Origin of the sequence: Pseudomonas sp. TH06 (assembly GCF_016651305.1) — a bacterium.
Taxonomy (GTDB): domain Bacteria; phylum Pseudomonadota; class Gammaproteobacteria; order Pseudomonadales; family Pseudomonadaceae; genus Aquipseudomonas.
Map to the genome: position 1 here is coordinate 220,245 of NZ_JAEKEC010000003.1, position 26,000 is coordinate 246,244.

Sequence of the window (26,000 nt, forward strand, 5' to 3'; positions counted from 1 at the left end):
CATGATTGTCCGCCCGGTTAAAGTCAGCGACTTGCCAGCCTTGATGGCCTTGGTAAAACAGGCAGGTCCAGGGTTCACCACCCTGCCGGCCAATGAAGATCGTCTGTCCCACCGGGTACGCTGGGCGCAACGCGCGTTCGCCGAACAGGTGGAACGCGCCGACGCCGATTACCTGTTCGTGCTCGAAGACGATGACATGCGCGTGGTCGGTGTCAGCGCCATGGCCGGGGCGATCGGCTTGCGCGAGCCCTGGTACAACTATCGCGTCGGTTTGACAGTGAGTTCGGCACCGAATCTGGGCATTCAGCGACAGATTCCGACGCTGTTTCTCAACAATGAACTGACCGGCCAATCGGAGTTGTGCTCGTTGTTTCTGGGCCATGAGCATCGTCACGGCAGTAACGGCCGTTTGCTGTCGCTGGGGCGCCTGCTGTTCGTCGCCGAATTTCCGCATCTGTTTGGCGAAAAGATGATCGCCGAACTGCGCGGCAGTGCTGATGAACTGGGTTGTTCGCCGTTCTGGGACAGCCTGGGTCGGCACTTCTTTCAGATGGACTTCAGCCACGCCGACCACCTCTCGGGGCTGGGCAATAAATCCTTTATCGCTGAGCTGATGCCGCGCCAACCGCTGTACACCTGCATGCTCACTGAACAGGCCCAGGCGGCCATCGGCCAGGCACATCCCAACACCGAGCCGGCGCTGAAAATTCTTCAGGCCGAAGGTTTTACTCACAAGGGCTATATCGACATTTTTGACGGTGGACCGGTGATCGAAGCGCCGATCCGCAACATCCGCACGGTACGCGACAGCCTTGAACTGACCCTGAGCCTCGGCAGCCCGGACGAACAGGCGCCGCTGTGGCTGATCCATAACCGGCGTCTGGAAAACTGCCGCATCACCGTGGCGCGGGCGCGTCGGGTCGGCAGCAGCCTGGTGATCGATCGCCTGACGGCCAAACGCCTGCAGTTGCAACCGGGCAATTCGGTCAGGGCAGTGATGTTGCCCAATCAACAGCAGCAGGCTGTGGCGGCCTGATTCTCGGGGATCAAGCCTGCCTCCCTTGCCACAGGTAAATTTTCCCCTTCCAAGGTGAATCCTTTCAGCAGAAGATTCATCGGCAAATCGCTGCCTTGCAAATTCGTCATGATCCTTGACCCATTCGCGTGATAGCCTTTTCACTCTTCGGCGTTGACACCTTTGCTCAAGCCTTTCCATTCCTTTGTATTGGTGGAACTCGTATGACCAGGCTTTCTCATCAAGATTTGCGCCGTAACTTCCGTCAGCTGCTGGCCTCCGACGCCTGCTACCACACGGCTTCGGTGTTCGACCCGATGTCTGCACGCATTGCCGCTGACCTGGGTTTTGAAGTGGGGATTCTCGGCGGTTCCGTGGCCTCGTTGCAGGTGCTCGGCGCGCCGGACTTTGCCCTGATCACCCTCAGCGAGTTCGCCGAACAGGCTACGCGCATTGGCCGCGTCGCCCAGTTGCCGGTGATCGCCGACGCCGACCACGGCTACGGCAACGCCCTCAATGTGATGCGCACCATCGTCGAACTGGAACGCGCCGGCGTCGCCGCCCTGACCATTGAAGACACCCTGCTGCCCGCGCAATTCGGGCGCAAATCGACCGACCTGATCTCGGTCGCCGAAGGCGTCGGCAAGATCCGTGCAGCACTGGAAGCCCGGGTCGATTCGGAAATGGCGATCATCGCCCGCACCAACGCCGGCATTCTGCCGAACCAGGAAATCATCAGCCGCACCCGCCAGTACCAGGCCGCAGGCGCTGACGGCATCTGCATGGTCGGCGTGCAGGACTTTGATCAGCTTGAGCAGATCGCCGAACACCTGACCGTGCCGTTGATGCTGGTCACCTACGGCAACCCGGCGCTGCGTGACGACAAGCGTCTGGCCGAACTGGGCGTGCGTGTGACCATCGATGGGCATGGCGCTTACTTTGCGGCAATCAAGGCAACCTACGACAGCCTGCGCGAACAGCGGCAGATCTTTACCCAGGCTTCCGACCTGAGCGCGACCGAGTTGACGCACACCTATACCCAGCCTGAGGAATATATTCTCTGGGCCAAGGAATACATGAGCGTCAAGGAGTAATAAGTTGGCCGGGCTGACACCATCGCGAGCAGGCTCACTCCTACAGTAGGTCTTCAGTGCACACAGTATTTGTGTTCAACGCCGATCATTTGTAGGAGTGAGCCTGCTCGCGATAGCAACAGCCGCTACGCCGCTACATCGGAGTTCTGTACGCCTCTTCCCGCTGCATCGCCCGCGCCTGAATCACATTCAGAATCGCGCAACCCTCGCGCATCAGCAGATGCACCGCGCTGGTCACCCGCGTCAGATCACAATCGGAAATGTCTTTGAGGTTGAGACTGGCCAAGGTGTCGGCCAGATCGCGCACGACAACGAACCGGTGCATCGCACAGGCGGCCATGTCGCTGAGTTCTGTGTGGGTTTTGATGAAGAGCACCGGGGATTCGGCGTCGTAGGTGCGCACTATGGTGATCGTTCCCACGCTCCGCGTGGGAATGCAGCCCGGGACGCTCTGCGTCCCACACAAAGCCGAACGCGGAGCGTCCGTTGAGGCATTCCCACGCAGAGCGTGGGAACGATCACTACCTCACTACGGCTTGGCCAACTCCATGATCATCCGCGACAACAAATAAATCCGCGGCGCCACGCTCGCCACTTCGGCGTATTCCTCCGGCGTGTGAATATTGCCGCCAACGATCCCGAAACCGTCCAGCGTCGGCGTGCCCACTCCGGCCGACAAACTCGCATCCGCCGCACCACCACTGCCCTCCTCGGTCAGTTTTCGGCCGATCTCGCCGTAAATCCCCTGCGCCATGGCCATCAGACGATCCGACTCGGCCGTCTGCGGCATCGGTGGCAAACCGCGTTGCAAAGTAGTCTTCACTTCAGTGTCGGGAATCAACTTGTCCTGGGATACCCGCGCCAGATCCTTCTCGATCCGGTCAAACTCCTCCGGCACCGCCGCGCGTACGTCAGCCTTGGCCGTGGCCTGATCCGGAATCACGTTGGTGCGATCGCCGGCCTTGAGCACGGTGAAGTTGATGGTGGTTTTCTTCGCCTCATCACCGAGCTTGCCCAACTGCAGAATCTGGTGCGCCGCCTCCATCGCGGCATTGCGCCCCAGCTCCGGGGCCACCCCGGCATGCGCCGCTTTACCCTTGACCTCGACCAGCGCCGTCGCGCTGCCCTTGCGCCATACCACCAAACCATCGGCCGGACGCCCCGGCTCAAGATTGAGGGTCACGTCATGCAGTTTGGCGGTTTTCTTGATCAGGTCGGTGGCGACGTCCGAGCCGGTTTCTTCACTGGCATCAAGCAGGAAGGTGATTTGCGCGTAGTCCTTGAAATCGAGGTTTTTCAGGACTTTCAGCGCATAGATCCCGGCGACGATACCGCCCTTGTCGTCCATCACCCCCGGCCCGTAAGCGCGACCGTCCTTGATGTGGAACGGTCGCTCGGCCGCCGAACCTTCCTTGAATACCGTGTCCATGTGCGCCATCAGAAGGATTTTCGCCTTGCCGGTGCCTTTGAACGTGGCCAGGACGTGGTTGGTTTTTTCCGGGGTGTTAGGCACTAATTCGATGGTGGCGCCGAGCTTTTTCAGCTCATCGATGGCGATCTCGCTGACTTGCTTGAGGCCTGGCTCATAGCCCGAGCCTGAGTCGATGTTGACCAGCCGTTCCAGCAGTTTGAGGGCTTCGGGCTGGTATTGCTCGGCGTCGGCGAGCACTTGTTTATGCGGTTCGGCGAAGACGCTGGAGGCACTGATGGCGAGAGACAGGCCGAGGCTGGCGGCCAGCAGGGAGCGGGGAAATGAGAACGTCATGAATCGATCCTTGTTTCGCGTCGGGGGGATCTGAACCGTACCTGACATCGACGCAAGGCTCTATACCGATAGCGACATCTCCCTGACCAACACCGAACACCGAACACCGAACACCGAACACCGAACACCGAACAACTGTAGGAGCTGCCGCAGGCTGCGATCTTTTGATCTTGCTTTTAAAACAACATCAAAAGATCGCAGCCTGCGGCAGCTCCTACAGGGGGCTTTGTGATCTCAGACGGAGTCGAGCAGTGGCTGTTTGGGCAGGTTGTCGCAATTGCAGATCACCCGGTTTCTGCCGCTCGCCTTGGCCTCATACAACGCCTGATCCGCGTCATTGAGCCAGCGCGTCGCATCGGCATGGGCCGGATCGTACGCCGCGAGGCCAATGCTCAGACTGACCTTCAACGCCGGATTTTGCTCGTAACCCAGCGTTGAAAAACGCTCACGCAGCGCTTCCATCGCCTGCGCTGCATGAAACAGCGGCAAATCCGGGAGGATCACGCAGAACTCGTCGCCGCCATAGCGGCCACCAACGTCAGTGGCGCGCAGATTTTGCTTGAGCATCTTGCTCAATTGCCGCAACACGATGTCGCCGGCAACATGCCCATAGGTGTCGTTGATCGCCTTGAAATGGTCGATGTCTATCAACGCAATGGCCGCGCCTTGGTTTTGCCGTTTGCAGCGCTGGAAAGCGATTTCCAGTTGATCCTTCCAGGCGCCGTGGTTGAGCAGACCGGTGAGGCTGTCGGTGCGGCTCAGCGCCAGCAATTCCCGTTTATGCAGGCCCAGCGTGTAGGCCTGACGAAAGCAGATCCAGCCGAGCGCCAACGGATACAGCATCAGCAGTGGCAGGCAGGCGTACAGTTGCGAGGGCGAGGTCTGCGGAATGAACGCCGGGGCAAACACCACCAGCCCCACGCCGACGCCAAGCAGTTGCGCCGCCGAACCGGCCAGCAGAAAACGCAGACCGCCGATGGCGACATTGTTCATCGCCATCATCGAAATGGTCGTGGCACTGGGCAGCGGATTGAAATGCATGGCGGCGACCCAGAAGCCACCGAGGAAGGCGTCGATCAACAGATTGCGGTGTTCGGCGTGGTAAGGAGCGCGAGCGCGACGCGCCCATTGATAGGCCAGATGCGGCCAGACCAGGCCATTGAACAGCATCAGCGCCCAGACCCACAGCGGCGGATCGAGCGGGTACATCGCCACGGACACACAAAGCAGCCCAAGCACCAGCCCGAGGGTTCGCGATGTATAAAGCCTCCTGGCCAATGAAAGTCCCTTTCCTCCCGTGTTTCCCATAAGGGCCTCGACCACTCGACGGAACGTGCACACCGCAGGACGGATGTGCTGGGAGTCTAACAGGGCGACGTTAAATAGCCATCACCGGCCAGCGGCCTCAATAGAACTCCTGTAAGAGCTGCGGCACGCTGCGATCTTTTGATCTTTTTTAGAATCAAAAGATCGCAGCGTGTCGCAGCTCCTACAAGGATTTCGGATCACACAGTGCAAATATTTGGCTATACATGAAAGGATGAAAACGGAAAAACAACTATAAGAAGGAGGCCCATGCAGACCTACCAAGTGTTGATCATCGGCAGCGGTTTTGGCGGCCAGTGCGCGGCGGTCAACCTGCTCAAGGCCGGGATCGACGATTTTCGCCTGCTGGAACGCCGCGACTTCTTCGGCGGCACCTGGTGCCAGAACACCTATCCCGGTGCGGCGGTGGATGTGCCGTCGCCGCTGTATTCGCTGTCGTTCGCGCCCTACCGCTGGTCGCAGATGTTCGCCGGACAGGCCGAGCTGCACCGCTACACCGAACACGTCATCGACCAGTTCGGCCTGCGTGAGCGGGTGGAATTGCAAGCCGATGTCGAGCGCGTCGAGTGGGACGATGCGCAAAAACGCTGGGCCGTGCACACCGCCGGCAAAGGCACGTACTACGCACAGTTCCTGATCAATGCCACCGGGCCGTTGAGCCAACCGGTGATCCCGCACTTCCCCGGGCAAGATCGCTTTCAGGGCAAGACTTTTCATACCAACAATTGGGACCACAGCTACGACTACCGCGGTAAACGCGTGGCCATCGTCGGCAGCGGCGCCAGCGCCGCGCAGGTGATTCCGGCGATTGCTCCGCAGGTTGAGCAACTGCATGTGTTTCAGCGAACACCGCACTGGGTGTTGCCACGCGGGGACCGGGTGTTCGGACCGTTTCAACGCTGGCTACTTGGCCTGAAGCCCGCCTACAAACTGCTGCGCTGGCTGATCTACTGGCAGTTCGAAACCCGGGTAATTGCCTTCAAATACTCGAAACCGGCGATTCACATGGTGCAAAAGCAGGCGCTGCGTTTTCTCAAACGCCAGGTGCCCGATCCGGCACTCCAGCAAAAGCTCATTCCCGACTTCACCATCGGCTGCAAACGGGTGCTGGTCTCCAGCACTTATTACCCGGCGCTGACCCGCGCCAACGTGACGCTGCACACCCGCGATCAAGGCATCGCATCGATTGACGAAAGCGGGATCAACACTCAGGACGGTCAGCACATCGATGTTGACCTGATCGTCTGGTCGACCGGTTACGACGCCACCGACGGGGTGATTTCCTACCCGGTCAGCGGAAAAAACGCCGTGCAACTCAGACATGTCTGGGCCGAATATCCCCGTGCCTATCTGGGCACCAGCCTACCGGAATTTCCCAACCTGTTTATCGTCACCGGCCCCAACACCGGCATTGGCCACACGTCGGCGCTGTTCATCATCGAGTCGCAGATGAACTACATCATCGACTGCATCCGCACTGTAAAAGCCAAAGACCTGCGCAGTATCGAAGTGCGCCCCGAGGCAGAACGTACCTACACTGAAATGATCCACCGGGAAATGGAACGCACGGTCTGGAAGTCCGGTGGCTGCCACAGTTGGTATCAAAGCAAGAGCGGTCATGTGATCGCGATGTTTCCCGGCTTCAGTTTCAGCTATCACCGCTTGACCCGAGCGCTGAAACCCGCCGACCACATTCTGTCCTGACTACGTAAAAGGAAGACGTCGATGCTTTTGCTGTTTGTCGCCCTCGCGGTGTTCGTGGCCTGGAGCTGGCTGAGTTATCCGGCAGTTGGCCACTGGCTGTATGACCTGAACATGGCCATCGAGGCCAAGTTGTACAAACTGCACAAGATTGAAGTGCCGATTGCCGAGATGACGGTGTCGACGTGGCAAGGTGGGCCTTATGAGGCGGCCAGTGCGATCCTGATGCTGCACGGCTACAGCGCCGACAAGAACCTGTGGCTGCGGTTTTCCCGACATTTCGTGCGCCAGTATCGAGTGATCATTCCGGACATGGCCGGCCACGGCGAAACCGGCTTCAAGGCCGGCGGCGGCTATGACATTCCGTTGCAGGCCAAGCGCATGATCCAGTTGCTGGATGTCTGCGGCGTGGAGAAAGTGCACGTCATCGGCAACTCCATGGGCGGTTACATCGCGGCGTGGCTGGCGGCGACGTATCCGGAGCGCATTGCCTCGGTGGCGCTGATCGACCCGGCCGGCGTCACGGCGCCGGAGGCCAGCGACATGGAGCGCCACCTGGCCCGTGGGCATAACCCGTTTCTGATCAATTCCCGAGAGGAATTCCGCCAGTTTTATGCAATGACCATGGCTTCGCCGCCGTGGGTGCCGAAGCTGGTGCTGGACGCGATTGCTCAGCGCTATGAACAACAACGCGATGACCTGGAAGAGATCTTCCGCGATTTCCACGCCAGTCCGCCGATGGAGCCGAAACTGGCCGACATCAAATGCCCTGCGCTGCTGCTGTGGGGACGCAAGGACCGGCTGATCGACGTCAGCAGTGTGCCAATCTGGAGCAAGGGCATCGCCAATTTGCAGGTAGACGTGTGGGATGGCGTCGGGCACATGCCAATGGTCGAGCAGCCGGGAAATACCGCACGGCTGTACCGGGATTTCCTCGGAAACCAGAAATGATCCTCAAGATAAACGCGCCCCCTGTGGTGAGGGGATTTATCCCCGATGGGTTGCGAAGCAGCCCCCATCCTGTGCATGCAATCTGTCTGATCCCCAGCATTCTCTGCACTGGGGCCGCTGCGCGACCCATCGGGGATAAATCCCCTCACCACAGTCAATCCTCCTCATTACCAGAGAGATTCGGATTGAGATGAATATTCTTTACGACGAACGCCTCGACGGCCCCTTGCCGGATGTGAACAAAGCCGATCTGCTCGAGGCCTTACAGCGTGCCGTGCCGGATCTCGACATTCTCTGGCGCGAAGAAGAACTCAAACCCTACGAGTGCGACGGCCTCTCCGCCTACCGCACCACGCCAATGCTGGTCGCCCTGCCCCATCGACTCGAACAAGTCCAGACCCTGCTCAAACTCTGCCATCAGCAAAACGTCCCCGTAGTCGCCCGTGGCGCCGGCACCGGTTTGTCCGGCGGTGCCCTGCCACTGGAAAAAGGCCTGCTGCTGGTCATGGCGCGCTTCAACAATATCCTGCACATCGACCCGGCCGCCCGCACCGCACGCGTTCAACCCGGAGTGCGCAATCTGGCGATCTCCCAGGCAGCCGCGCCGTTCGGTTTGTATTACGCGCCGGATCCTTCTTCGCAAATCGCCTGCTCGATCGGCGGCAACGTCGCCGAAAACGCCGGTGGTGTGCATTGCCTCAAATACGGTCTGACCGTGCACAACCTGCTGAAAATCGAAGTGCTGACCATCGAAGGCGAACGCCTGACCCTGGGCTCTGAGGCCCTTGATTCTCCGGGTTTCGACTTGCTCGCACTGTTCACCGGTTCCGAAGGCCTGCTGGGGATCATCACCGAAGTCACCGTCAAACTGCTGCCCAAACCGCAAGTTGCCAAGGTACTGCTGGCCAGTTTCGATTCCGTGGAAAAGGCCGGGCGTGCCGTCGCCGAAATCATTGCTGCGGGGATTATTCCCGGCGGTCTGGAGATGATGGACAACCTGGCGATTCGCGCCGCCGAAGACTTTATCCACGCCGGCTACCCGGTCGACGCCGAGGCCATCCTGTTGTGCGAACTCGACGGCGTCGAAGCCGATGTCCACGACGACTGCCAACGGGTGCGCGAGGTCATGACTGCGGCGGGCGCTACCGAAGTGCGCCAGGCCCGCGACGAAGCCGAGCGCGTGCGTTTCTGGGCCGGGCGCAAAAATGCCTTTCCGGCCATCGGCCGCTTGTCGCCGGATTATTACTGCATGGACGGCACCATCCCGCGCCGCGAACTGCCCGGCGTGTTGCAAGGCATCGCGCGCCTTGGCGAGGAGTACGGCTTGCGCGTGGCCAACGTATTTCATGCCGGCGACGGCAATATGCACCCGCTGATCCTGTTCGACGCCAACCAGCCCGGCGAGCTGCACCGCGCCGAAGCCCTCGGCGGCAAGATTCTCGAATTGTGCGTGCACGTTGGCGGCAGCATCACCGGCGAACACGGGGTCGGCCGCGAGAAAATCAATCAGATGTGCGCGCAATTCAACAATGACGAACTGAGCCTGTTCCACGCCGTAAAAGCCGCGTTCGACCCGCAAGGCCTGCTCAACCCCGGCAAGAACATCCCGACCCTGCACCGCTGTGCCGAGTTCGGCGCGATGCACATTCACGCCGGGCAACTGCCGTTTCCCGAGCTGGAGCGTTTCTGATGGCCGATTTCGACGCTGTCGACACCCTGCTCGATCAAGTCAATGAAGCGCGGGCCAACGCCACGCCGTTGAAGATTCAGGGCGGCAACAGCAAGGCGTTTCTTGGCCGTGAGGTCGCCGGTGAGGTGCTTGATACGCGCGTGCATCGCGGCATCGTGCGCTATGACCCGACCGAACTGGTGGTCAGCGTGCGCGCCGGTACAGCGCTGTCCGAGTTGCTCGCGGCACTGGATGCCGCCGGGCAGATGTTGCCGTGCGAGCCGCCGTCGTTCGGCGAAAGCGCCACGGTCGGCGGCATGATCGCCGCCGGATTGTCCGGCCCTCGACGGCCATGGTCGGGCTCGGTACGTGATTTCGTCCTCGGCACGCGGGTGATCACCGGCCTCGGCCAACACCTGCGTTTTGGTGGCGAGGTGATGAAAAACGTCGCCGGTTATGACCTGTCGCGGCTGATGGCCGGCAGTTATGGCTGCCTCGGCGTGCTGACCGAAGTCTCGTTGAAAGTCCTGCCCAAACCCCGCCAGTGCCTGAGCATCCGCCTCGATATCGATTGCGCACGGGCACTGGCCAATCTCGCCGAATGGGGTCAGCAACCTTTGCCGATCAGCGCGGCGTGCCACGACGGCACAAGTCTGTACCTGCGCCTGGAGGGCGGCGAAGGTTCGGTGACGGCGGCCCATCAACGCTTGGGTGGCGAGCCGTTGGACTCAGCGTTCTGGCGCGATTTGAACGAGCAACGTTTGCCGTTCTTTGACGAGGGCCTGCCACTGTGGCGGTTGTCATTGCCGAACAATCTCGGCCCACTCGACCTGCCCGGCACGCAACTGATCGACTGGGCCGGCGCGCAACGCTGGTTGAAATCGGACAGCCAGCATCTGCATATTCTCGCCCAGGAACTCGGCGGCCACGCGACTTGCTTCACCCACGGCGCCCGCGACACACCGTTTCAGCCTTTGCCCGCGACACTGCTGCGCTATCACCGGCAACTCAAGGCGCAACTCGACCCGCAAGGGCTATTCAATCCCGGCCGGATGTACGCGGAGGTCTAGCCATGCAAACCACCCTCAGCGAGCAATCCCGACAACTACCCCGCGCCGCCGAGGCGGAAAAGATCCTGCGCACTTGCGTGCATTGCGGCTTTTGCAACGCGACCTGCCCGACGTATCAATTGCTCGGCGACGAACTCGACGGCCCACGCGGGCGCATCTACCTGATCAAGCAAGTACTCGAAGGCGCGCCAGCCACCGCACAGACGCAACTGCATCTGGACCGTTGCCTGTCGTGCCGCAATTGCGAAACCACCTGCCCGTCCGGCGTCGATTATCACAACTTGCTCGACATTGGCCGGGCGGTGGTCGATCACGCGGTGCCGCGCCCGGCAGCACAGCGCTTGTTGCGTGAGGGCTTGCGCGCATTGGCGCCGAATCCGGGGTTGTTCAAAGGCTTGCTGCGCGTCGGCACCACGTTCCGCCCGCTGTTGCCACGAATGTTTGAAAACAAGCTGCCGCAACATCTGCCGACTGCGGGTTCGCGTCCAGTACCACGCCACTCGCGCCGGGTGTTGCTGCTTGAAGGGTGCGTGCAACCGGGGCTTTCACCCAACACCAATGACGCGACGGCGCGGGTGCTCGATCGGCTCGGGATCAGCGTCACACCGGTGGCCGAGGCGGGTTGTTGCGGCGCGCTGGATTATCACCTCGACGCCCAGGCCAAAGGCCTCGACCGTGCCCGGCAGAACATCGACGCCTGGTGGCCACACCTGCAACACGGCGCCGAAGCCATCGTGCAGACTGCCAGCGGTTGTGGCGCATTCATCAAGGATTACGGGCATTTGCTGGAAGGTGATCCGGCCTACGCCGCCAAGGCGCGGCGGATCAGCGAACTGACGGTGGATCTGGTGCAGATCCTCGCGCAAGAACCGCTGGAGCAAATCTGCGCGGCCGCTCAACGGCGGATCGCCGTGCATTGCCCCTGCACCCTGCAACATGCGCTGAAACTCGGCGGCGCGGTGGAAGCGCTGTTGACCCGCCTCGGCTTCAACCTCACCGCGGTGCCCGACGGCCATTTGTGCTGCGGCTCGGCGGGCACTTATTCACTGACACAACCGGCGCTCGCCCGGCAATTGCGCGACAACCGCCTCAACGCGCTGGAGAGCGGTCGCCCCGAATTGATCGTGACCGCCAATGTCGGTTGCCAGAGCCACCTCGCCAGCGCCGGACGTACACCCGTCAGGCACTGGATCGAACTGGTGGATCAGTCGTTGGCAGAATGAAGTTCGTAGGATTCTTCGTTTGCCCGCGTGTGAGAAGGCTGCGATCTTTTCCTCCATCCATCCATTCCGTGACCGTGGCAGGAATTTTTTTCATGAGCGTGCAGCCTTTCGTCAGCCCCGATCTGATCCGCCAACGCTTCTCCAAAGCGATGTCCGACATGTACCGCGAAGAAGTGCCGCTGTACGGCGCGCTGATGGAACTGGTCGAAAAAACCAATCGCGATGTGCTGTCCCGGCAGCCAGATATCGCTCGGCACCTCGACAGGACCGGTGAAATCGAGCGTCTGGACATGGAGCGTCATGGTGCCATTCGTGTGGGCACGGCGACGGAGCTGGCCACCCTCGCCCGCCTGTTCGCGGTGATGGGCATGCAACCGGTGGGATATTACGACCTGACGCCGGCGGGTGTGCCGGTGCACTCGACGGCGTTTCGCGCCGTGCATGAAGAGGCGCTGCAAGTCAGTCCGTTTCGGGTGTTTACCTCGTTGTTGCGCCTGGAGTTGATTGAAGACCCCGAGTTGCGCGGGTTCGCGGAGTCAGTGCTGGACAAGCGCTCGATCTTCACGCCGGCGGCGTTGCGCTTGATCGCCCAGGCTGAAAGCGCTGGCGGGCTGAATGAGATCGAAGCTGCAGAGTTTGTCCTACAGGCTCTGGAAACTTTTCGCTGGCATCACAGCGCAACCGTCAGCGCCGCGCAGTACCAGACACTGAGCGCCCAACACCGTCTGATCGCCGACGTGGTGGCGTTCAAAGGCCCGCACATCAATCACCTGACACCACGCACGCTGGACATCGACGCCGTACAGGAGCAGATGCCGGCCCACGGCATCACGCCCAAAGCGGTGATCGAAGGCCCGCCACGCCGGCAATGCCCGATCCTGCTGCGCCAGACCAGTTTCAAGGCGCTGGACGAGCCGATCGCCTTCACCGATCAAAACGAAACCCGTGGCAGCCACAGTGCGCGTTTCGGCGAAATCGAACAACGCGGCGCGGCGCTGACGCCCAAGGGCCGTGCGCTGTATGACCGCTTGTTGAATGCTGCCCGCGATGAACTCGGTGATTTCCCCAACGAAGGCAATGCCGCACGCTATAACGCGCTGATGACTCAACACTTTGGCGAATTTCCCGACAGCGTCGAGGGCATGCGCGAACAGGAGCTGGCGTACTTTCGCTATTTCGTTACGGAAAAAGGTCTGGCGGCCGGTAGTCTCGGTGACGCCTCGCTGGAGGATCTGTTGCGCAACGGCCATGTGAAAGCTGAACCGCTGGTGTACGAAGATTTCCTGCCGGTGAGTGCGGCGGGGATTTTTCAGTCGAACCTTGGCGATGCGGCGCAGACACACTATGGCGAACACTCCAATCGCAACGCGTTCGAACAGGCGCTGGGGCGCTCGACCATTGATGAATTGGGCTTGTACGCCGAGACGCAACGGCGCTCGCTCAAGGAATGCGCGGAAGCGTTAGGTCTGAAAACAATCTGAGAACTAACCTGACCTTTGTGGCGAGGGAGCTTGCTCCCGCTGGGCTGCGCAGCAACCCCAAAAAATAGTGCAGTAACGAAGATCTTAGGGAGCGCTACGCACTCCAGCGGGAGCAAGCTCCCTCGCCACAGGTTTTTTGTGTTTACTCAGCGCCGTTTTTCCCAACCAGTCCGCCCACTAAAGAAAACGTCATCGCGCTCACTGATGGCATATAGCCGTACTGCGCAAGAAGTTGCGCAGTTGGTCGTAATATTTCACTACTAAAATGCCCTGCAAGCCATGATCTACGTGGCCTGTAGCCAAGTGCGCAAGAAGTTGCGCAGTACTGCGCAACTTCTTGCGCACTTTTACCCTGAATCGCCGGTGAAAAATCCCACAAAACGCAGACCAGAGCGGTTTCACCCCCGGCTCCCGGAGACCTTACAAAAGCTGGCACGCTCCTTGATAACAGTCAGGCACCCACCGGGCGATTTCGCCTCCCGGGCACCTTAAATTTATCCGCAAGGAGAGCATCCCATGGCAACACCAGCGTACATGTCGGTTACCGGCGAAAAACAAGGCCTGATCACTGCAGGCGCTTTCACCGCCGACTCCGTTGGCAACACCTACCAGGAAGGCCACGAAGACCAGGTCATGGTTCAGGCTTTCAGCCACGACGTGATCATCCCGCGTGATCCACAATCCGGTCAGCCAACCGGTCAGCGCGTTCACAAACCAGTCGTGATCACCAAGGTCTACGACAAGGCTTCGCCGCTGCTGCAAGCTGCTCTGACCTCGGGCGAGCGCATGAGCGAAATCGTTATCCAGTGGTTCCGTACTTCGGCTCAAGGTACTCAAGAGCACTACTACACCACCAAACTGGAAGACGCGATCATCGTCGCCATCAACAACAAAATGCACAACTGCCAGGACCCGGGCAACTCGCACTTCACCCACCTGGAAGAAGTGCAGTTCACCTACCGCAAAATCACCTGGACCCACGAAGTATCCGGTACTTCGGGTTCCGATGACTGGCGTGCTCCAGTCGTTTAATTACGGCTGATCGCTTCACACATCGGCCAGCTCTGCTGGTCGATGTTGTTTACGCCCCTCCAGAATTTCGCGTACGTTGACCCGCTTTTGCGGCCGTCGACGAGCGCCGCTGTACAGCACGAGGAACAACGGATGTTCGCGCCGGCCAATGAAACCCACTTTGCCCTGACCCTCGAAGGTCTCTCCGCCGACTTTCAGGTGTTTACCCTGCAAGGCCGCGAGGCCATCAACCAGCCCTTCGTCTTCGAGGTGGAACTGGTCAGTGAGCAGCCGTCGCTGGACCTCGAAACCCTCCTGCACAAACCGGCCTTCCTGCAACTGTCGCCCGACGGCAGCGGCATCCACGGCCAGATCTACCGCGCTGCGCAAGGCGATTCGGGCAAACGCCTGACCCGCTATTCGGTGACCCTGCGCCCGCAACTGGCGTACCTCGCGCACCGCATCAACCAGCGCATATTCCAGAACCTCAGCGTGCTGAAAATCATCGGCATGGTCCTCGAAGAGCACGGTATCCAAAGCAACGCCTACGCCTTCCAGACCGGCTCGGTCTATCCCGAGCGTATCTACTGCGTGCAATACGACGAGTCGGACCTGCATTTCATTCAGCGCCTGTGCGAAGAAGAAGGTATCCATTACCACTTCCAGCACAGCGCCACGGCGCACAAACTGATCTTCGGCGATGACCAGACGGTGTTCCCGAAACTCAAACCCGTGGCCTACCAGCAAGACTCCGGCATGGTCGCCAGCGACCCGGTGATCAAGCGCTTCGACCTGCGCCTGGAAACCCGCACCAGCCGCACCACCCGCCGCGACTACGACTTCGAAAAACCGCGGATCACCCTCGAAAGCGAAAACCGTGGCGACGCCCTGCCCGACCTCGAGGACTACGACTACCCGGGCCGCTTCGTCGACCGCGAGCGCGGCAAACACCTGGCCAAACGCGCCCTCGAACGCCACCGCAGTGACTTCCAGCTCGCTGAAGGCAAAAGCGATCAACCGTTGCTGGTCAGCGGCCACTTCCTCGCGCTGACCCAACACCCGAAAGCGAAATGGAACGACCTCTGGCTGCTCACCGAAGTGCTGCACGAAGGCAAACAGCCGCAAGTGCTGGAAGAGTCGGTGACCAGCGACACTACCGCGCTGAAAGACGATTTCCACCAGGGCTACCGCAACCGCTTCCAGGCCACCCCGTGGGACGTGCCCAACCGCCCGCCCCTGCGCCACCCGAAACCGCGCATCCTCGGCAGCCAGAGCGCCGTCGTCACCGGCCCCAAAGGTGAAGAAATCCACTGCGATCAATACGGCCGCGTCAAGGTCCAGTTCCACTGGGACCGCGAAGGCCAGGCCGACGACAAAACCAGCTGCTGGCTGCGCGTTTCCAGCGCCTGGGCCGGCGCCCAGTACGGCGGCATCGCCATCCCGCGCATCGGCATGGAAGTGCTGGTGACCTTCCTCGAAGGCGACCCCGATCAACCGCTGATCAGCGGCTGCCTGTACCACAAGGAAAACACCGTCCCCTACGCCCTGCCGGCGAACAAGACGCGCACGACGTTCAAAACCCTGAGCTCAATGGGTGGCGGCGGCTACAACGAACTGCGTATCGAGGACAAGAAAGGTCAGGAACAGATTTATCTACATGCCCAGCGCGACTGGGACGAGAACATCGAGCACGACCAGAAGATTCGGGTCGGCAATGAGCGTCACGACACGGTCGAGAAGAACAGCTACACGGAATTCAAGGCTGAAGAACACCACACGGTTTTTGAGGATCGCAAGGTTGAGGCTCAGGCCAACGATCACCTGACGGTTGGAGTGAATCAGCACGTCAAGATTGGCACCGGGCAGTTCATTGATGCCGGGCAGGAAATCCACCTGAGCAGCGGCATGAAAGTGGTGCTCGAAGCCGGCGCCGAACTGACCCTGATTGGCGGTGGCAGCTTCATCAAGATCGATGCGGGCGGCGTGACCATGAGCGGGCCGGTGATCAATATCAACTCTGGAGGCGGTCCGGGCAGTGGCACTGGGGCGGCGCCGTTGTTGCCGGGGCCGTTGAAGCAGGCGGATGCGGATAAGGCCGGGACCTTGCTGGTGCCGGCCTTGCGTCAAACCCTGCAACGAGCAGCCACAACGGCTCAGCCAGTCTGCGAGATATGCGAAAAACTGAAGGCGATGAAATGATCCCCGGTACCACACGTTATCTGCTTCTGGATGGAGCAAAGATCGAAAACCTTCCGGCCCGCGTATACAGCCTGGATGAAAATCCGATTGTCGAATGGCTTTACCACTCAACCCCCTTGCAAGAGGTGTTTGATGTCGGCCCTGCGTTGGTCGTCTTGCGCGCCAACACCGCACTCGAAAAAGCCTTCATTGACGACTGGCAAAACGATGCCGGCCTCATCATCGAAAGCGATGCGCCCATTCAGCAACTGACTGAACATCTGCGCAGCCTGATCCACGTACGGGTGACCGATGATGCGTCAATGCTGTTTCGATACTACGACCCGCGAGTCATGCGCCATTGGTTGCCGCCCCTGAGTCCAGCTGAAAAAGATCACTTGATGGGACCGATCCGCCGCGTGCGTCTGCCGGCCCGAGAGGGTGAGCAAGAGCAGTGGATCGTTCGTGAGCAAGATCGCCAAAGTGCCCAGCAATATGCCGAGCGGCCGTGGTTGTACCTTGATGAGCAGCAGTTGCAACAGCTCAACCAAGGCAAGCTGGAGCTGTTTGATCAACAGCTACTGGAGCACGTCAACACCTACTTCCCTGATTGCCTGGCCCAGCGCTCGTCCACGGAGCAGCAGCAATGGGCAGTGCTCTGCCGCGAAGGCGCCGCCAGCCACGGCTACTCGGCGCCCAAGGAAGTGGCGCGCTGGTCGGCACTGGTTGCCGAACATGGCACCGAGTTTCCGCGAGCGCCGGAACATCAGGCCTACCGCGAGATTCTGCAACAACCCACGCTAAACGCCACACAACGCCTGGATGCCTTGTTGGTAGAACTGCATCGCCATTGGCTGCTGACTGACAAGGAGTCCTTTGCATGACCACCCAACCGATCGATAAAAACCGCAATCTGGCCGCCGCCGATCAGGCCGCACAATGTCAGTTCGGCGACGAGGAACTGTCGAGCCCAGGTACCACCTGCCCGGCCAAACACCCGGAAATATTCGTTGTTCCCGCGCGCTACGCGAAGGCCGAGCAGGCCGCCGAACACGCCGACTTCAAACCGCCCAGCCCGACCAAAAGCCACCCGATGGCACTGCGTCGCCTGCGCGCCGGTTATGTCTACCTGTGGCATGCCGAAGGCCCATTGAAACGTTACGGCGTAGGCGCAGATGGCCTGCTGGTCGAGCAGTCGCTGACGCAACCACACGCCGAAATCGCCACAGGCGAAAAAGCCGGTATCGCCCTGAAAAAAAGCACCGACGCCTGGATGCTCTACAGCGAAAGACCGTTGAGCAAAGACGCCTGCGAGAGCCTGAAAAAGAACGGCGAGCGACGCAAACGCATGCGTCAGGTAGCACTCACCAAAGTCGCCACAAACCTGACGGCCAAACACTGCCCACCACTCGAAAAAGCCCCGACACTTGTCGCCGAGCTGATGCCCAAGGTACGTGATCAAGCCCTTGCGCATGATTATCAGCAGAACGGTGCGGCCTACCGTGAAGGCGTGAACCAACAGGGCAAGGAGATGCAAAAGGCTCCCACGCAGGACAACATCAAAGCCTATTCTGCGAGCTCGCAATTCCTGCGCGAACGTGAACAAGCAGCCAGCGCACAACCCCCGGGCGAGCCGGTGGCCGAACCTGGCATCTGGAGTGCCACCCCTTGGGAACTGGCCCCGACCCAAGCTTGGCTGGATGCAGCCAAAAGCCAGTCGGCCCCGTTATATGGGGTGTTTGCTGCGCTGGATGATGATCTCGGCGTGTTGCGAGATATCGACCACGAACAGAATAAGGTCGAGGCTGAGCACGAAGCCTGGGTCGCCGACAACAGCTTGCGTCAGACCATCGGCAGTTTTATCCGCAGCATGGTCACCGAAGACGGCGCGGAGGTGGCCAACCTGCTCAACTATCAGTATCGCGAGCACAACCTGAAGCTGACGCCCGAACAAGGCGACACCCTGCTTGATAGCCAGAAGCAGCTCAACGATCTACAAGCGGAAAAACAACGCATCAACCTTCAGCGCGGCCGTCAGTACGGATTATCCAAAGCGGATTCGTTGATGGCGGATGTGAGCAGCCGAGAAGAAGGCATTCTGAATAAAGTGCGCAGCTTTATCCCAAGCGAGCTGCACAAAGAGGCGCAACAAGTAGTACGCGAGTATCGCCGGGAAAAAGCCAGCAATCTGGGAGATGGTCGCGGCGCCAGCAAAGTTGGGGAATATATTGATCTGGCAAGCATGGATCGTTGGCTGGACGAAGAGGCACCGCAGCATTTCAAACAGGTCGAGACGCGTCATCATCTGCTGTATACCGATCGTAAAGCGTATCTCCCACGTAGTGAGAGCGGCACCTGGTTTGTCGACCAAAGCAACGAAGATCACCTCAAGTGGCTGGAAAATTTGACGGTCGCCTGCCTCAGTGCCCAATGCAGCCGCAGCGAAGGGGCCAAGCAGTTTACTGACTACGTGCAAAGCGACAATCCGGGGTTGCTGCGATTGGTGTTCCAGGCTTGGAGCCCGAGCCTCGAAGCGGCAGTCAACAACACGTCGCGACTCAATGAACTGTTCACCGCTCTGGGTATGGAAAACCTCGCTGATTCGCGTGCCGCCATCGCCAAGATTATCGACGCCGACACGCTACGCAACATCGAGCGACTGGCAAGCAACCTTGAAGGTGCCTGGGTCGCAGCCCTTACTCGCCTCGGCGCATCATTGATACAGGCCCGCAACGGCATGGCCATAGGCATGGGTATGTTTCTTGCCCTTCGTCTGGGCGAAAGCGCTCGCCTGCTGCAGGGCATGGAGAACGGCATAAAAGTCTGGCGTCTGGTCGGCCAGAAAGCTGACGCCCTTGGCCAGTGGACGCGCAGCACTGCGCAGGCCATCGGCCTTGGCCGCGTTAGCGGTATCGTCAATGCTCCCGCAGTGAAAGCCTCGGGCGGCCTGCTGCCATTGGCAGCGCTGGTGGTGAATATTCTCAACGCCGGTACATATGCCGGGCAGGCAGCTGCATTGGAAGGCAGCGATGAGCAGCGTCAAGCGGATTCTCTTTCTGCGTATTTATACGCAGGGGCGGCGTTGGGGGCGGTGATTCAGAATTGGCTGCTTTTGGGGAAAGGAGTTAATGAATTAACAGGGCGACTGCCTCTTGGCCTTTCTGCAACCGCTCCAACGTTGACGCTGTTCGGTGGGATTGTTGGCGGACTTTCTGCTGCAGCAGCTCTTCAAGAATTCAATTCGTTAAAAACTCAAATAGATAGCGCTCAAGGCAGTATTGATCCATGGATCAAGATTAAACAATTGGCCGTTACTGGGCAGGTTGCCGTATATGGAGCGCAAGCGCTACTGGGGCTTGGACTAACAGGTATGCGGCTATCAAATCAAATTTCAACTCCAGTGGCCATAAAGCGCTTTCGCCTTGGGATGGGGCCAATGAATTTCTTGCTGTTGGCACTCGGTGGTCTTTACTTGATCGCTTGGCTCCGCCAAGCCAGCCCGTTGCAGAATTACTTGGCGAATTCCTGCTGGTCCCATCGCCGTGCAAATGCCAATAAGGCTATCGAGCCTCAGGCACAACTGGACGAGATCAACGAACTGATGATGTTGTTGTATCAGCCGAGAGTCTCGATGGAGACTCGAGAAGTGCGGATCAGCGGAGTTCTGGGTGACACAATCACCCAGGACGGCATCACCCAGTTAAGCATTGACTTGCCGGGGGCCGCACCAGGAGCGGCACAAATCGATATATCCATGAGCGGCAACCCTACTCCAGTCTCGGCGGGGTTCGGTACCGGTACTAGAGGTACGCCCACCGACCTAGGTGCTACTTGGCTGAATGCCAGCCAGTGCACTTGGATTCCGGCCGATGCCGGCCAGGGCTTGCGCCTCACCGGCAGCTTCTCGCAACCACTTACTCGTTTGTCCTTGCGCGTATGCTACCTCAGTCCCGTGGCACTGCTGGCCGGGGACGGTGCTACCATCGGCGGCTCGAAAGGTTTGGCATATACCTTGTCACCCAATGGCGGATTTCTGAGTCCGGACGGTGAAGTCATCACACTTCGATCAGGCGAGCCAACGCCTGAGCTAGATCGAGCCAGCGTTCACCGCCTTGGCCCACAACAGAACTCCAACTACCTCAACCCCAAGGATAAGGCATGACTTCAGCCACACCCGGCAGCCGCAAAGGACTGTTGTCACGAGAGGATTATCTGGCACCACCGGCTGTCCCTACGGGGCAACCACCCAAGGATGTACTCAACACTATTTGGCGAAAAAATGAGGTGTTCCTAGATATTGGCTCTTACAGCATTGGCTCTGCTGTAATGGTCATCTGGCCGGTGCTGCTGTTGTGTATTTGGCTTGTCCATCATGAACGTAATTCCGGAATTTTCTGGGAAGCATTGGGTCTGTCATTTTTCATGGTGGGCATACCCATTCTTCTAGTCCTTAAAGGCTTGATGAGCCGAGTACCAGCCCCCATTCGCTTCAACCGCCAACGCCGCGAAGTTTGTGTGCCGTTTGACGATGGCAGTTACTGGATCGTGCCTTGGGAACAGGTCACTGCCCAAGCAGTTGCAATGGACTCAGTCGGCCAGCACGGGAAAACTACCCAAGGATTATTAGTTGTGGGTTTTCGAAATCCGGATACCAATGCTCCCGAAAAGGAGCGCGATTTCAGCGTAGGGTTCAGTTGCGGCGGTGGCGAAACGGCCATGAGCCTTTGGGAGTGCATGCGCAGTTTTATGGAGGTTGGACCGGACGCTACTCCACAGGGAAATGACTTGGAGGGGATTCGCGGAAAGCTTGGAAGAAAAGGCATTTTTTGGGGTATCTGGTACGGTTTCTTCACCGGTATTCGTGACCATCTGATGGCAAAAGAGTTTGGTCAAGCACTATGGCTTTTCGTATCCATCTTTCTTTTGGGAACGCCTCTCGCCATGATGCTTCAAGTCTGGAAACTCGCACCTCCGCCGGATCTCACTGATCCAGCCATCGTCGAATGGTCAAAACCACTGCCACCCGAGCAATGGGCGAAGCGTTCACCGGAACTGGAAGAAGCTATCGCCAAGCGTGAAGCCGAATTAGCCGCCCAGACAGATCAAACATTAGCTGGATGATGAGTAGCAGGACTTACAACGCAAGGGCAGCACATGAACACGCCACCGGCAGGCACCACAAAAAAACGGTTGTTTTCGCGCAACGACTATTTAGCGCCGCTCCCCATTCCAACCGGTGAAAAACCCTGTGATGTGCTTAACACCATCTGGCGAAAAAACGAGGTTTTTCTCGACATCGGAAACTACAGCATCGGTTCGGCGGTGATGGTGCTATGGCCGATGGTCGTGGTACTAGCGCTGATGGCGTACATCACCCCCAAGCCGGCAATGATCTTGATTGTAGGAGCAATCATAATTGGAGTACCCGCACTCTTTATTGTTAAGGGCCTTTTCCGCGAGGTGCCTTTGCCCGTGCGCTTCAATCGGCAACGTCGTGAAGTATGTGTGCCCCGAGAGAATGGTGAATATTGGCTGGTGCCTTGGGAAAGCGTAACCGCAGCAGCGACGCAACATTCCTCAGTGAGCCAGGCCGGTAAAGCCACCATGGGCTTGTTGATAATCGGCTTTGAAAACCCAGACCCGCTGGCCAAAGAAGACAACAAACATTTTTCATTCGGATTCAACTGTGGCGGTGGCACCACGGCTATGGCCTTGTGGGAGTGCATGCGCAGCTACATGGAGATAGGGCCAGAAGCGTTACCGATCACCAATGACTTTGAAAGGGGTCGGGACAAGTTACGCGGCAGAAATGTGTTTTGGGGCGTTTGTTGTGAATACATGGGCGGCATTATTCAGCACATGCGAGCCCTGGAAATTGATAAAGCCTTGTGGCTGATTATCGGAGCCATATTCTTGGGCGGGCCACTCGCAATGATGTTGCAAGTATGGAAGCTCTCTCCTCCTCCTGATCTGCTCTATCCAGACATCATCGAATGGTCAAAACCGCTGCCACCCGAACAATGGGTCAAGCGTTCCTCAGAACTGGAAGAAGCTATCGCCAAGCGTGAAGCCGAATTAGCCGCCCAGACAGATCAAGCATTAGCTTGATGATGAGTAGCGGGACTTATAAAGCCAAGGGAAGCAGATGAGTACGCCACCGGCAGGCACTACAAAAAAACGGTTGTTTTCGCGCAACGATTATTTAGCGCCGCTATCCATCCCAACCGGTGAAAAACCCTGTGATGTGCTTAACACCATCTGGCGAAAGAACGACGTATTTCTCGACATTGGCAATTACAGCATCGGTTCAGCAGTGATGGTGATGTGGACGGGCGTGATGGTGTTTTTAGCAATGTCTTTCTTTACTCGAAATCTCAACTCTGATTTCAGCGAGGATATTTTGTATTTGGGTGCCGCTATTTTGGCCATCCCTATTTGGATTTTGATCCAAGCCTTATTCCGCGATGTCCCCTTACCCGTGCGCTTCAATCGGCAACGTCGTGAAGTATGTGTACCGCGGGAGAATGGCGAATATTGGTTGGTGCCTTGGGAAAGCGTCACGGCGGCAGCAACACAACATTCCTCAGTGAGCCAGGCCGGTAAAGCCACCATGGGCTTGTTGATCATCGGCTTTGAAAACCCGGATCCGCAGGCTAAGGAAGACAACAAGCATTTTTCATTCGGTTTCAACTGTGGCGGCGGCACCACGGCCATGGCGTTGTGGGAGTGCACTCGCAGTTACATGGAGGTAGGACCGGACGCCGTACCCAATAGTCGAGTGGGTATTACCCCCTACGAAAAATCGCAAATCGGTTCGCTCATCATCGATCTGCGTAAGGGAGACCTGATAGGTGTTGTATGGGGGATATTCTGCATCACGATTCTGGGAACCTATTTCGCGGAAAAGCTGCAGAACTTGAAACTGTCTTACCCACCCGATCTGCTCTACCCCGACATCATCGAATGGTCAAAACCGCTGCCACCCGAACAATGGGCCAAGCGTTCCCCGGAATTGGAAGAAGCCATCGCAAAGCGTGAAGCCGAACTGATGCAAGAAACACAAGTCGCATGACTGCTTTGGGCAATCGGAACTCCTGAAGTCATTTATCAAAAACAGGCACAACCCGGAAATGCAGCATCCCTGCTATTTGCAAAACCAGGATAAGGCATGACGTCATACACATCTGGCAGCCGCAAGTGTCTGTTTTCAAGAGACCGTTACCTGTCTCGAATTACCGTCGACAGGTCAAGCCTTCATGAATGGAAGTCACCAATGGCAGGCATGACAATCAACACCGCGGGCCCCTACTTCCTGATTCTCGCACTGACATTCCCCGCTCTTTCTCAAGCAACCGATGCCACCACTCCGCTCCCACCCGACGTATCCAGCTTCATCAAAAACCGAGACAACTGCGACACTCTCAGAGGAGAAGTCCCCGAACCTGATCCGGCAGACCCAGACAGCCTCAGCCAGGTGATCAGCGCCATCAATCAAGCTTGCAAGGGTACGGACAAGCAATTGATGCAGCTAAAGAACAAGTATTCGACCGACGAAAACATCGTGAAGAAATTATCGAGTTACGAAGAACGCATCGAAGCAGACATGAGCCTTTGAACCCCGGCCACCCGAACACTCATGACTCCAGCGAGCGCCTGCGAGGTGAAGATTGAAATTCAACGACACGTTCATCAACCGGACCGAACGCTTCACCCTCGGTGTCGAAACCACTACCGGTACACCCTACCTTTCCATCCCGGTGAGCAACCGTTTGGTGGATTACGAGGAGTACTACGAAATCAGCAGCGAGTCGTACGAGTTGTTCCTGAACGATCCATCCGCCGCATCGGATTTTGCCGAGCGCTGCCGCAACCGCGAGGAAGACCAACGATTGATTCTGAAGCCCGGATCAGATCGCGGCGTTGCTTCATAAGTACATTCGCAGGCAGCATGGTATTCACTCAGCCACCGCAGGACCCTCGCCAGTGACGGGCACTTTCCAACATGCTTTAGATCACCATGAAAGCGCGGATCGAAACGCTTTAACCCGAAGACTTGGAAACCCCATGAATAAACATCAGATCACCCTCGCCAACGGATGGACCGCCACTTTTGAAAACTGGGGCGAATTCCGCATGGGGGCTGAAGGCTGGGGCTTGTTTCTGCAAGGGCCGGACGGCAGGACTATTGAGTACTTCGCTGACCAGATCATTCTGGTCAACGATGAGGACGGCACTCAGGCCAGTTCGTGCATTCGTCTCTCAAGCGATGGTGTGTACGGCTACTTGAGTGCAGCGGTTAATCATTGCTGGGTGATCGACTTTGCGCGGGGCATGATCGCGCCCCATCGAGCGAGCATCTATCACTACCATCACGCCTACGACGAGAGCATCTCGCATTACGAGCAGCCGGCGTTCAAGCGTGAACGGCAATACATCAGCGTGGTAGGCATGCACATTTATCTGACCTTCCCGCTGACCCGCGACGAGGATTTCCCCAAGGTTTGGGATGAGTATCTGTTGATCCGCAGACGCCAACTGGACGAGCTGTATTTCAGGAACTGATCACCTCTGGCGCGCATGTCCAGAAAACATCCAGGCGCGCCCTACCCGATCAACTCGTCGGCCACTTCATACTTGACCACCACGCGATTGCGATAAAGCCGCTCCCGCGTCACCAACTCGCCCACCTGCCCCTTGTTTCGCACTTCTCGCCAGATTTCGTTCTCGCGAAAGACCCGCCCTGCTTCGCGCACAAAACGGTGCGCCTCCTGGAATACGTGGTAGCGATACGCGCGCACTTGATCGCACAACAACTCCCCTTCGAGTTGCGTCTGCCCAACATGTAGCTTCAATTGAAAGTGCCGATCCGTCGGGTTGTGCAGCACCAGGTCGATGTAGTTATAAAAAATCGCTGCGCCGGAGCCGAACGGCAATACCCGGCCCTCATCGGGGAACGGATCGAAACTGTGATTGGAGCGTTCAACCACCACCAGCGGCGAGTGAATGGCCATCCAGTGAATCAGGTTGCTCAACTGGCAGATGCCGCCGCCCACGCCGGTTCGGGCTTCGCCGAAAGACAGTTCCATGCCTTCGACGTATCCGCGTTTGCGCGTCGGTTGGCCGACGAGGCGGCAGAAGGAGAAATACTCACCCGGGGCGATGGTGACGCCGTCGATGGCCGCGACAGCGAGTTTCAAATTGATGACTTTGTTGTGTTGCAGGGCGAGGTCGGAGTCGCCGAGTTTGCGGATCAGTTTCGAGGTGTGTTTGAGGTAACGGAACGGCAGACGTTCAGCGGCGGCGGCAGGCCATGCGTAGCGTTTGCGCGAGCAGTGCCAGGCGATTTGGCGGAACAGTCTTTTTTGCCGCACGCGCAGCCAGTACAAGGCCGGGTGGTAGAGGGAAAGTGGTTTCATCCGTGACACAACGGCGCTTGCCGTTTCTTCCTTGAGCCGTGAAAGGGGCGCGCATTTTAGCCTGTAACGCCCCGACGCAAAGCAATAACTGCGAGCATTT

At 58.5% G+C, this 26,000-nt stretch carries 22 protein-coding genes; 18 read left to right on the forward strand and 4 right to left on the reverse strand.

Annotated elements, in window-relative coordinates; all coding sequences use genetic code 11:
- The first annotated feature begins 1 nt into the window (after position 1).
- Together astA and JFT86_RS25835 are read left to right on the forward strand one after the other, a co-directional pair.
- The gene (astA, locus tag JFT86_RS25830; protein ID WP_201238969.1) at positions 2-1,036 is read left to right on the forward strand and encodes an arginine N-succinyltransferase; all 1,035 of its coding nucleotides are present in this window, start codon (positions 2-4) and stop codon (positions 1,034-1,036) included.
- A 203-nt stretch (positions 1,037-1,239) separates the two neighbouring features.
- Positions 1,240-2,109, forward strand: a complete 870-nt coding sequence (locus JFT86_RS25835) for an oxaloacetate decarboxylase (protein WP_201238970.1) — start codon at positions 1,240-1,242, stop codon at positions 2,107-2,109.
- Between the two features lie 133 nt (positions 2,110-2,242).
- Here JFT86_RS25835 and JFT86_RS25840 read toward each other — a convergent pair whose 3' ends face one another.
- From JFT86_RS25840 to JFT86_RS25850, 3 genes are all read right to left on the reverse strand, one after another.
- The gene (locus JFT86_RS25840) at positions 2,243-2,512 is read right to left on the reverse strand and encodes a hypothetical protein (RefSeq protein ID WP_347340326.1); all 270 of its coding nucleotides are present in this window, start codon (positions 2,510-2,512) and stop codon (positions 2,243-2,245) included.
- 126 nt (positions 2,513-2,638) lie between these two features.
- Complete coding sequence (locus tag JFT86_RS25845; protein WP_201238971.1) at positions 2,639-3,874, reverse strand: M20/M25/M40 family metallo-hydrolase; 1,236 nt, start codon at positions 3,872-3,874, stop codon at positions 2,639-2,641.
- A gap of 234 nt (positions 3,875-4,108) precedes the next feature.
- A complete protein-coding gene (locus JFT86_RS25850; protein ID WP_201238972.1) occupies positions 4,109-5,182 on the reverse strand; it encodes a diguanylate cyclase in 1,074 nt (357 codons plus the stop codon).
- Positions 5,183-5,449: 267 nt separating this feature from the next.
- Here JFT86_RS25850 and JFT86_RS25855 point away from each other — a divergent pair, with 267 nt between their 5' ends.
- The 16 genes from JFT86_RS25855 (at position 5,450) to JFT86_RS25930 (ending at position 25,046) form a co-directional block, all read left to right on the forward strand.
- The gene (locus JFT86_RS25855; protein WP_201238973.1) at positions 5,450-6,904 is read left to right on the forward strand and encodes an NAD(P)/FAD-dependent oxidoreductase; all 1,455 of its coding nucleotides are present in this window, start codon (positions 5,450-5,452) and stop codon (positions 6,902-6,904) included.
- A 21-nt stretch (positions 6,905-6,925) separates the two neighbouring features.
- Positions 6,926-7,852, forward strand: a complete 927-nt coding sequence (locus JFT86_RS25860) for an alpha/beta fold hydrolase (protein ID WP_201238974.1) — start codon at positions 6,926-6,928, stop codon at positions 7,850-7,852.
- A 190-nt stretch (positions 7,853-8,042) separates the two neighbouring features.
- Positions 8,043-9,542 carry a glycolate oxidase subunit GlcD gene (gene glcD / locus JFT86_RS25865; RefSeq protein ID WP_201238975.1) on the forward strand — a complete coding sequence of 500 codons (1,500 nt, stop codon included), beginning with the start codon at positions 8,043-8,045 and terminating at the stop codon, positions 9,540-9,542.
- Positions 9,542-10,591 carry a glycolate oxidase subunit GlcE gene (gene glcE / locus JFT86_RS25870; RefSeq protein ID WP_201238976.1) on the forward strand — a complete coding sequence of 350 codons (1,050 nt, stop codon included), beginning with the start codon at positions 9,542-9,544 and terminating at the stop codon, positions 10,589-10,591. The genes glcD and glcE overlap by 1 nt, the downstream gene beginning before the upstream one ends.
- A gap of 2 nt (positions 10,592-10,593) precedes the next feature.
- A complete protein-coding gene (gene glcF / locus JFT86_RS25875; protein WP_201238977.1) occupies positions 10,594-11,814 on the forward strand; it encodes a glycolate oxidase subunit GlcF in 1,221 nt (406 codons plus the stop codon).
- Between the two features lie 92 nt (positions 11,815-11,906).
- Positions 11,907-13,295, forward strand: a complete 1,389-nt coding sequence (locus tag JFT86_RS25880; protein WP_201238978.1) for a VOC family protein — start codon at positions 11,907-11,909, stop codon at positions 13,293-13,295.
- Positions 13,296-13,811: 516 nt separating this feature from the next.
- Positions 13,812-14,327, forward strand: coding sequence for an Hcp family type VI secretion system effector (locus tag JFT86_RS25885; RefSeq protein WP_007919523.1), 516 nt, complete (start codon positions 13,812-13,814; stop codon positions 14,325-14,327).
- Positions 14,328-14,459: 132 nt separating this feature from the next.
- Positions 14,460-16,505 carry a type VI secretion system tip protein TssI/VgrG gene (gene tssI / locus JFT86_RS25890; RefSeq protein ID WP_201238979.1) on the forward strand — a complete coding sequence of 682 codons (2,046 nt, stop codon included), beginning with the start codon at positions 14,460-14,462 and terminating at the stop codon, positions 16,503-16,505.
- Positions 16,502-17,368, forward strand: coding sequence for a DUF4123 domain-containing protein (locus JFT86_RS25895; RefSeq protein ID WP_201233847.1), 867 nt, complete (start codon positions 16,502-16,504; stop codon positions 17,366-17,368). The genes tssI and JFT86_RS25895 overlap by 4 nt, the downstream gene beginning before the upstream one ends.
- Positions 17,365-20,646 carry a toxin VasX gene (locus tag JFT86_RS25900; protein WP_201238980.1) on the forward strand — a complete coding sequence of 1,094 codons (3,282 nt, stop codon included), beginning with the start codon at positions 17,365-17,367 and terminating at the stop codon, positions 20,644-20,646. Before JFT86_RS25895 ends, JFT86_RS25900 begins: the two co-directional genes overlap by 4 nt.
- A complete protein-coding gene (locus JFT86_RS25905; RefSeq protein ID WP_201238981.1) occupies positions 20,643-21,605 on the forward strand; it encodes a DUF6708 domain-containing protein in 963 nt (320 codons plus the stop codon). The genes JFT86_RS25900 and JFT86_RS25905 overlap by 4 nt, the downstream gene beginning before the upstream one ends.
- Before the next feature lie 33 nt (positions 21,606-21,638).
- On the forward strand, positions 21,639-22,592 hold the full coding sequence (locus JFT86_RS25910) for a hypothetical protein (protein ID WP_201238982.1): 954 nt from the start codon (positions 21,639-21,641) through the stop codon (positions 22,590-22,592).
- Positions 22,593-22,629: 37 nt separating this feature from the next.
- The gene (locus JFT86_RS25915; protein WP_201233852.1) at positions 22,630-23,556 is read left to right on the forward strand and encodes a hypothetical protein; all 927 of its coding nucleotides are present in this window, start codon (positions 22,630-22,632) and stop codon (positions 23,554-23,556) included.
- Between the two features lie 201 nt (positions 23,557-23,757).
- The gene (locus JFT86_RS25920; protein WP_242489576.1) at positions 23,758-24,099 is read left to right on the forward strand and encodes a hypothetical protein; all 342 of its coding nucleotides are present in this window, start codon (positions 23,758-23,760) and stop codon (positions 24,097-24,099) included.
- 52 nt (positions 24,100-24,151) lie between these two features.
- Entirely contained in the window at positions 24,152-24,415 is a 264-nt protein-coding gene (locus JFT86_RS25925; RefSeq protein ID WP_201238983.1) for a hypothetical protein, read from the forward strand.
- Positions 24,416-24,548: 133 nt separating this feature from the next.
- Positions 24,549-25,046, forward strand: coding sequence for a hypothetical protein (locus JFT86_RS25930; protein ID WP_201238984.1), 498 nt, complete (start codon positions 24,549-24,551; stop codon positions 25,044-25,046).
- 41 nt (positions 25,047-25,087) lie between these two features.
- Here the strand turns inward: JFT86_RS25930 and JFT86_RS25935 are convergent, their stop codons facing one another.
- A complete protein-coding gene (locus JFT86_RS25935) occupies positions 25,088-25,900 on the reverse strand; it encodes a VanW family protein (RefSeq protein ID WP_201238985.1) in 813 nt (270 codons plus the stop codon).
- Positions 25,901-26,000 lie beyond the last annotated feature (100 nt).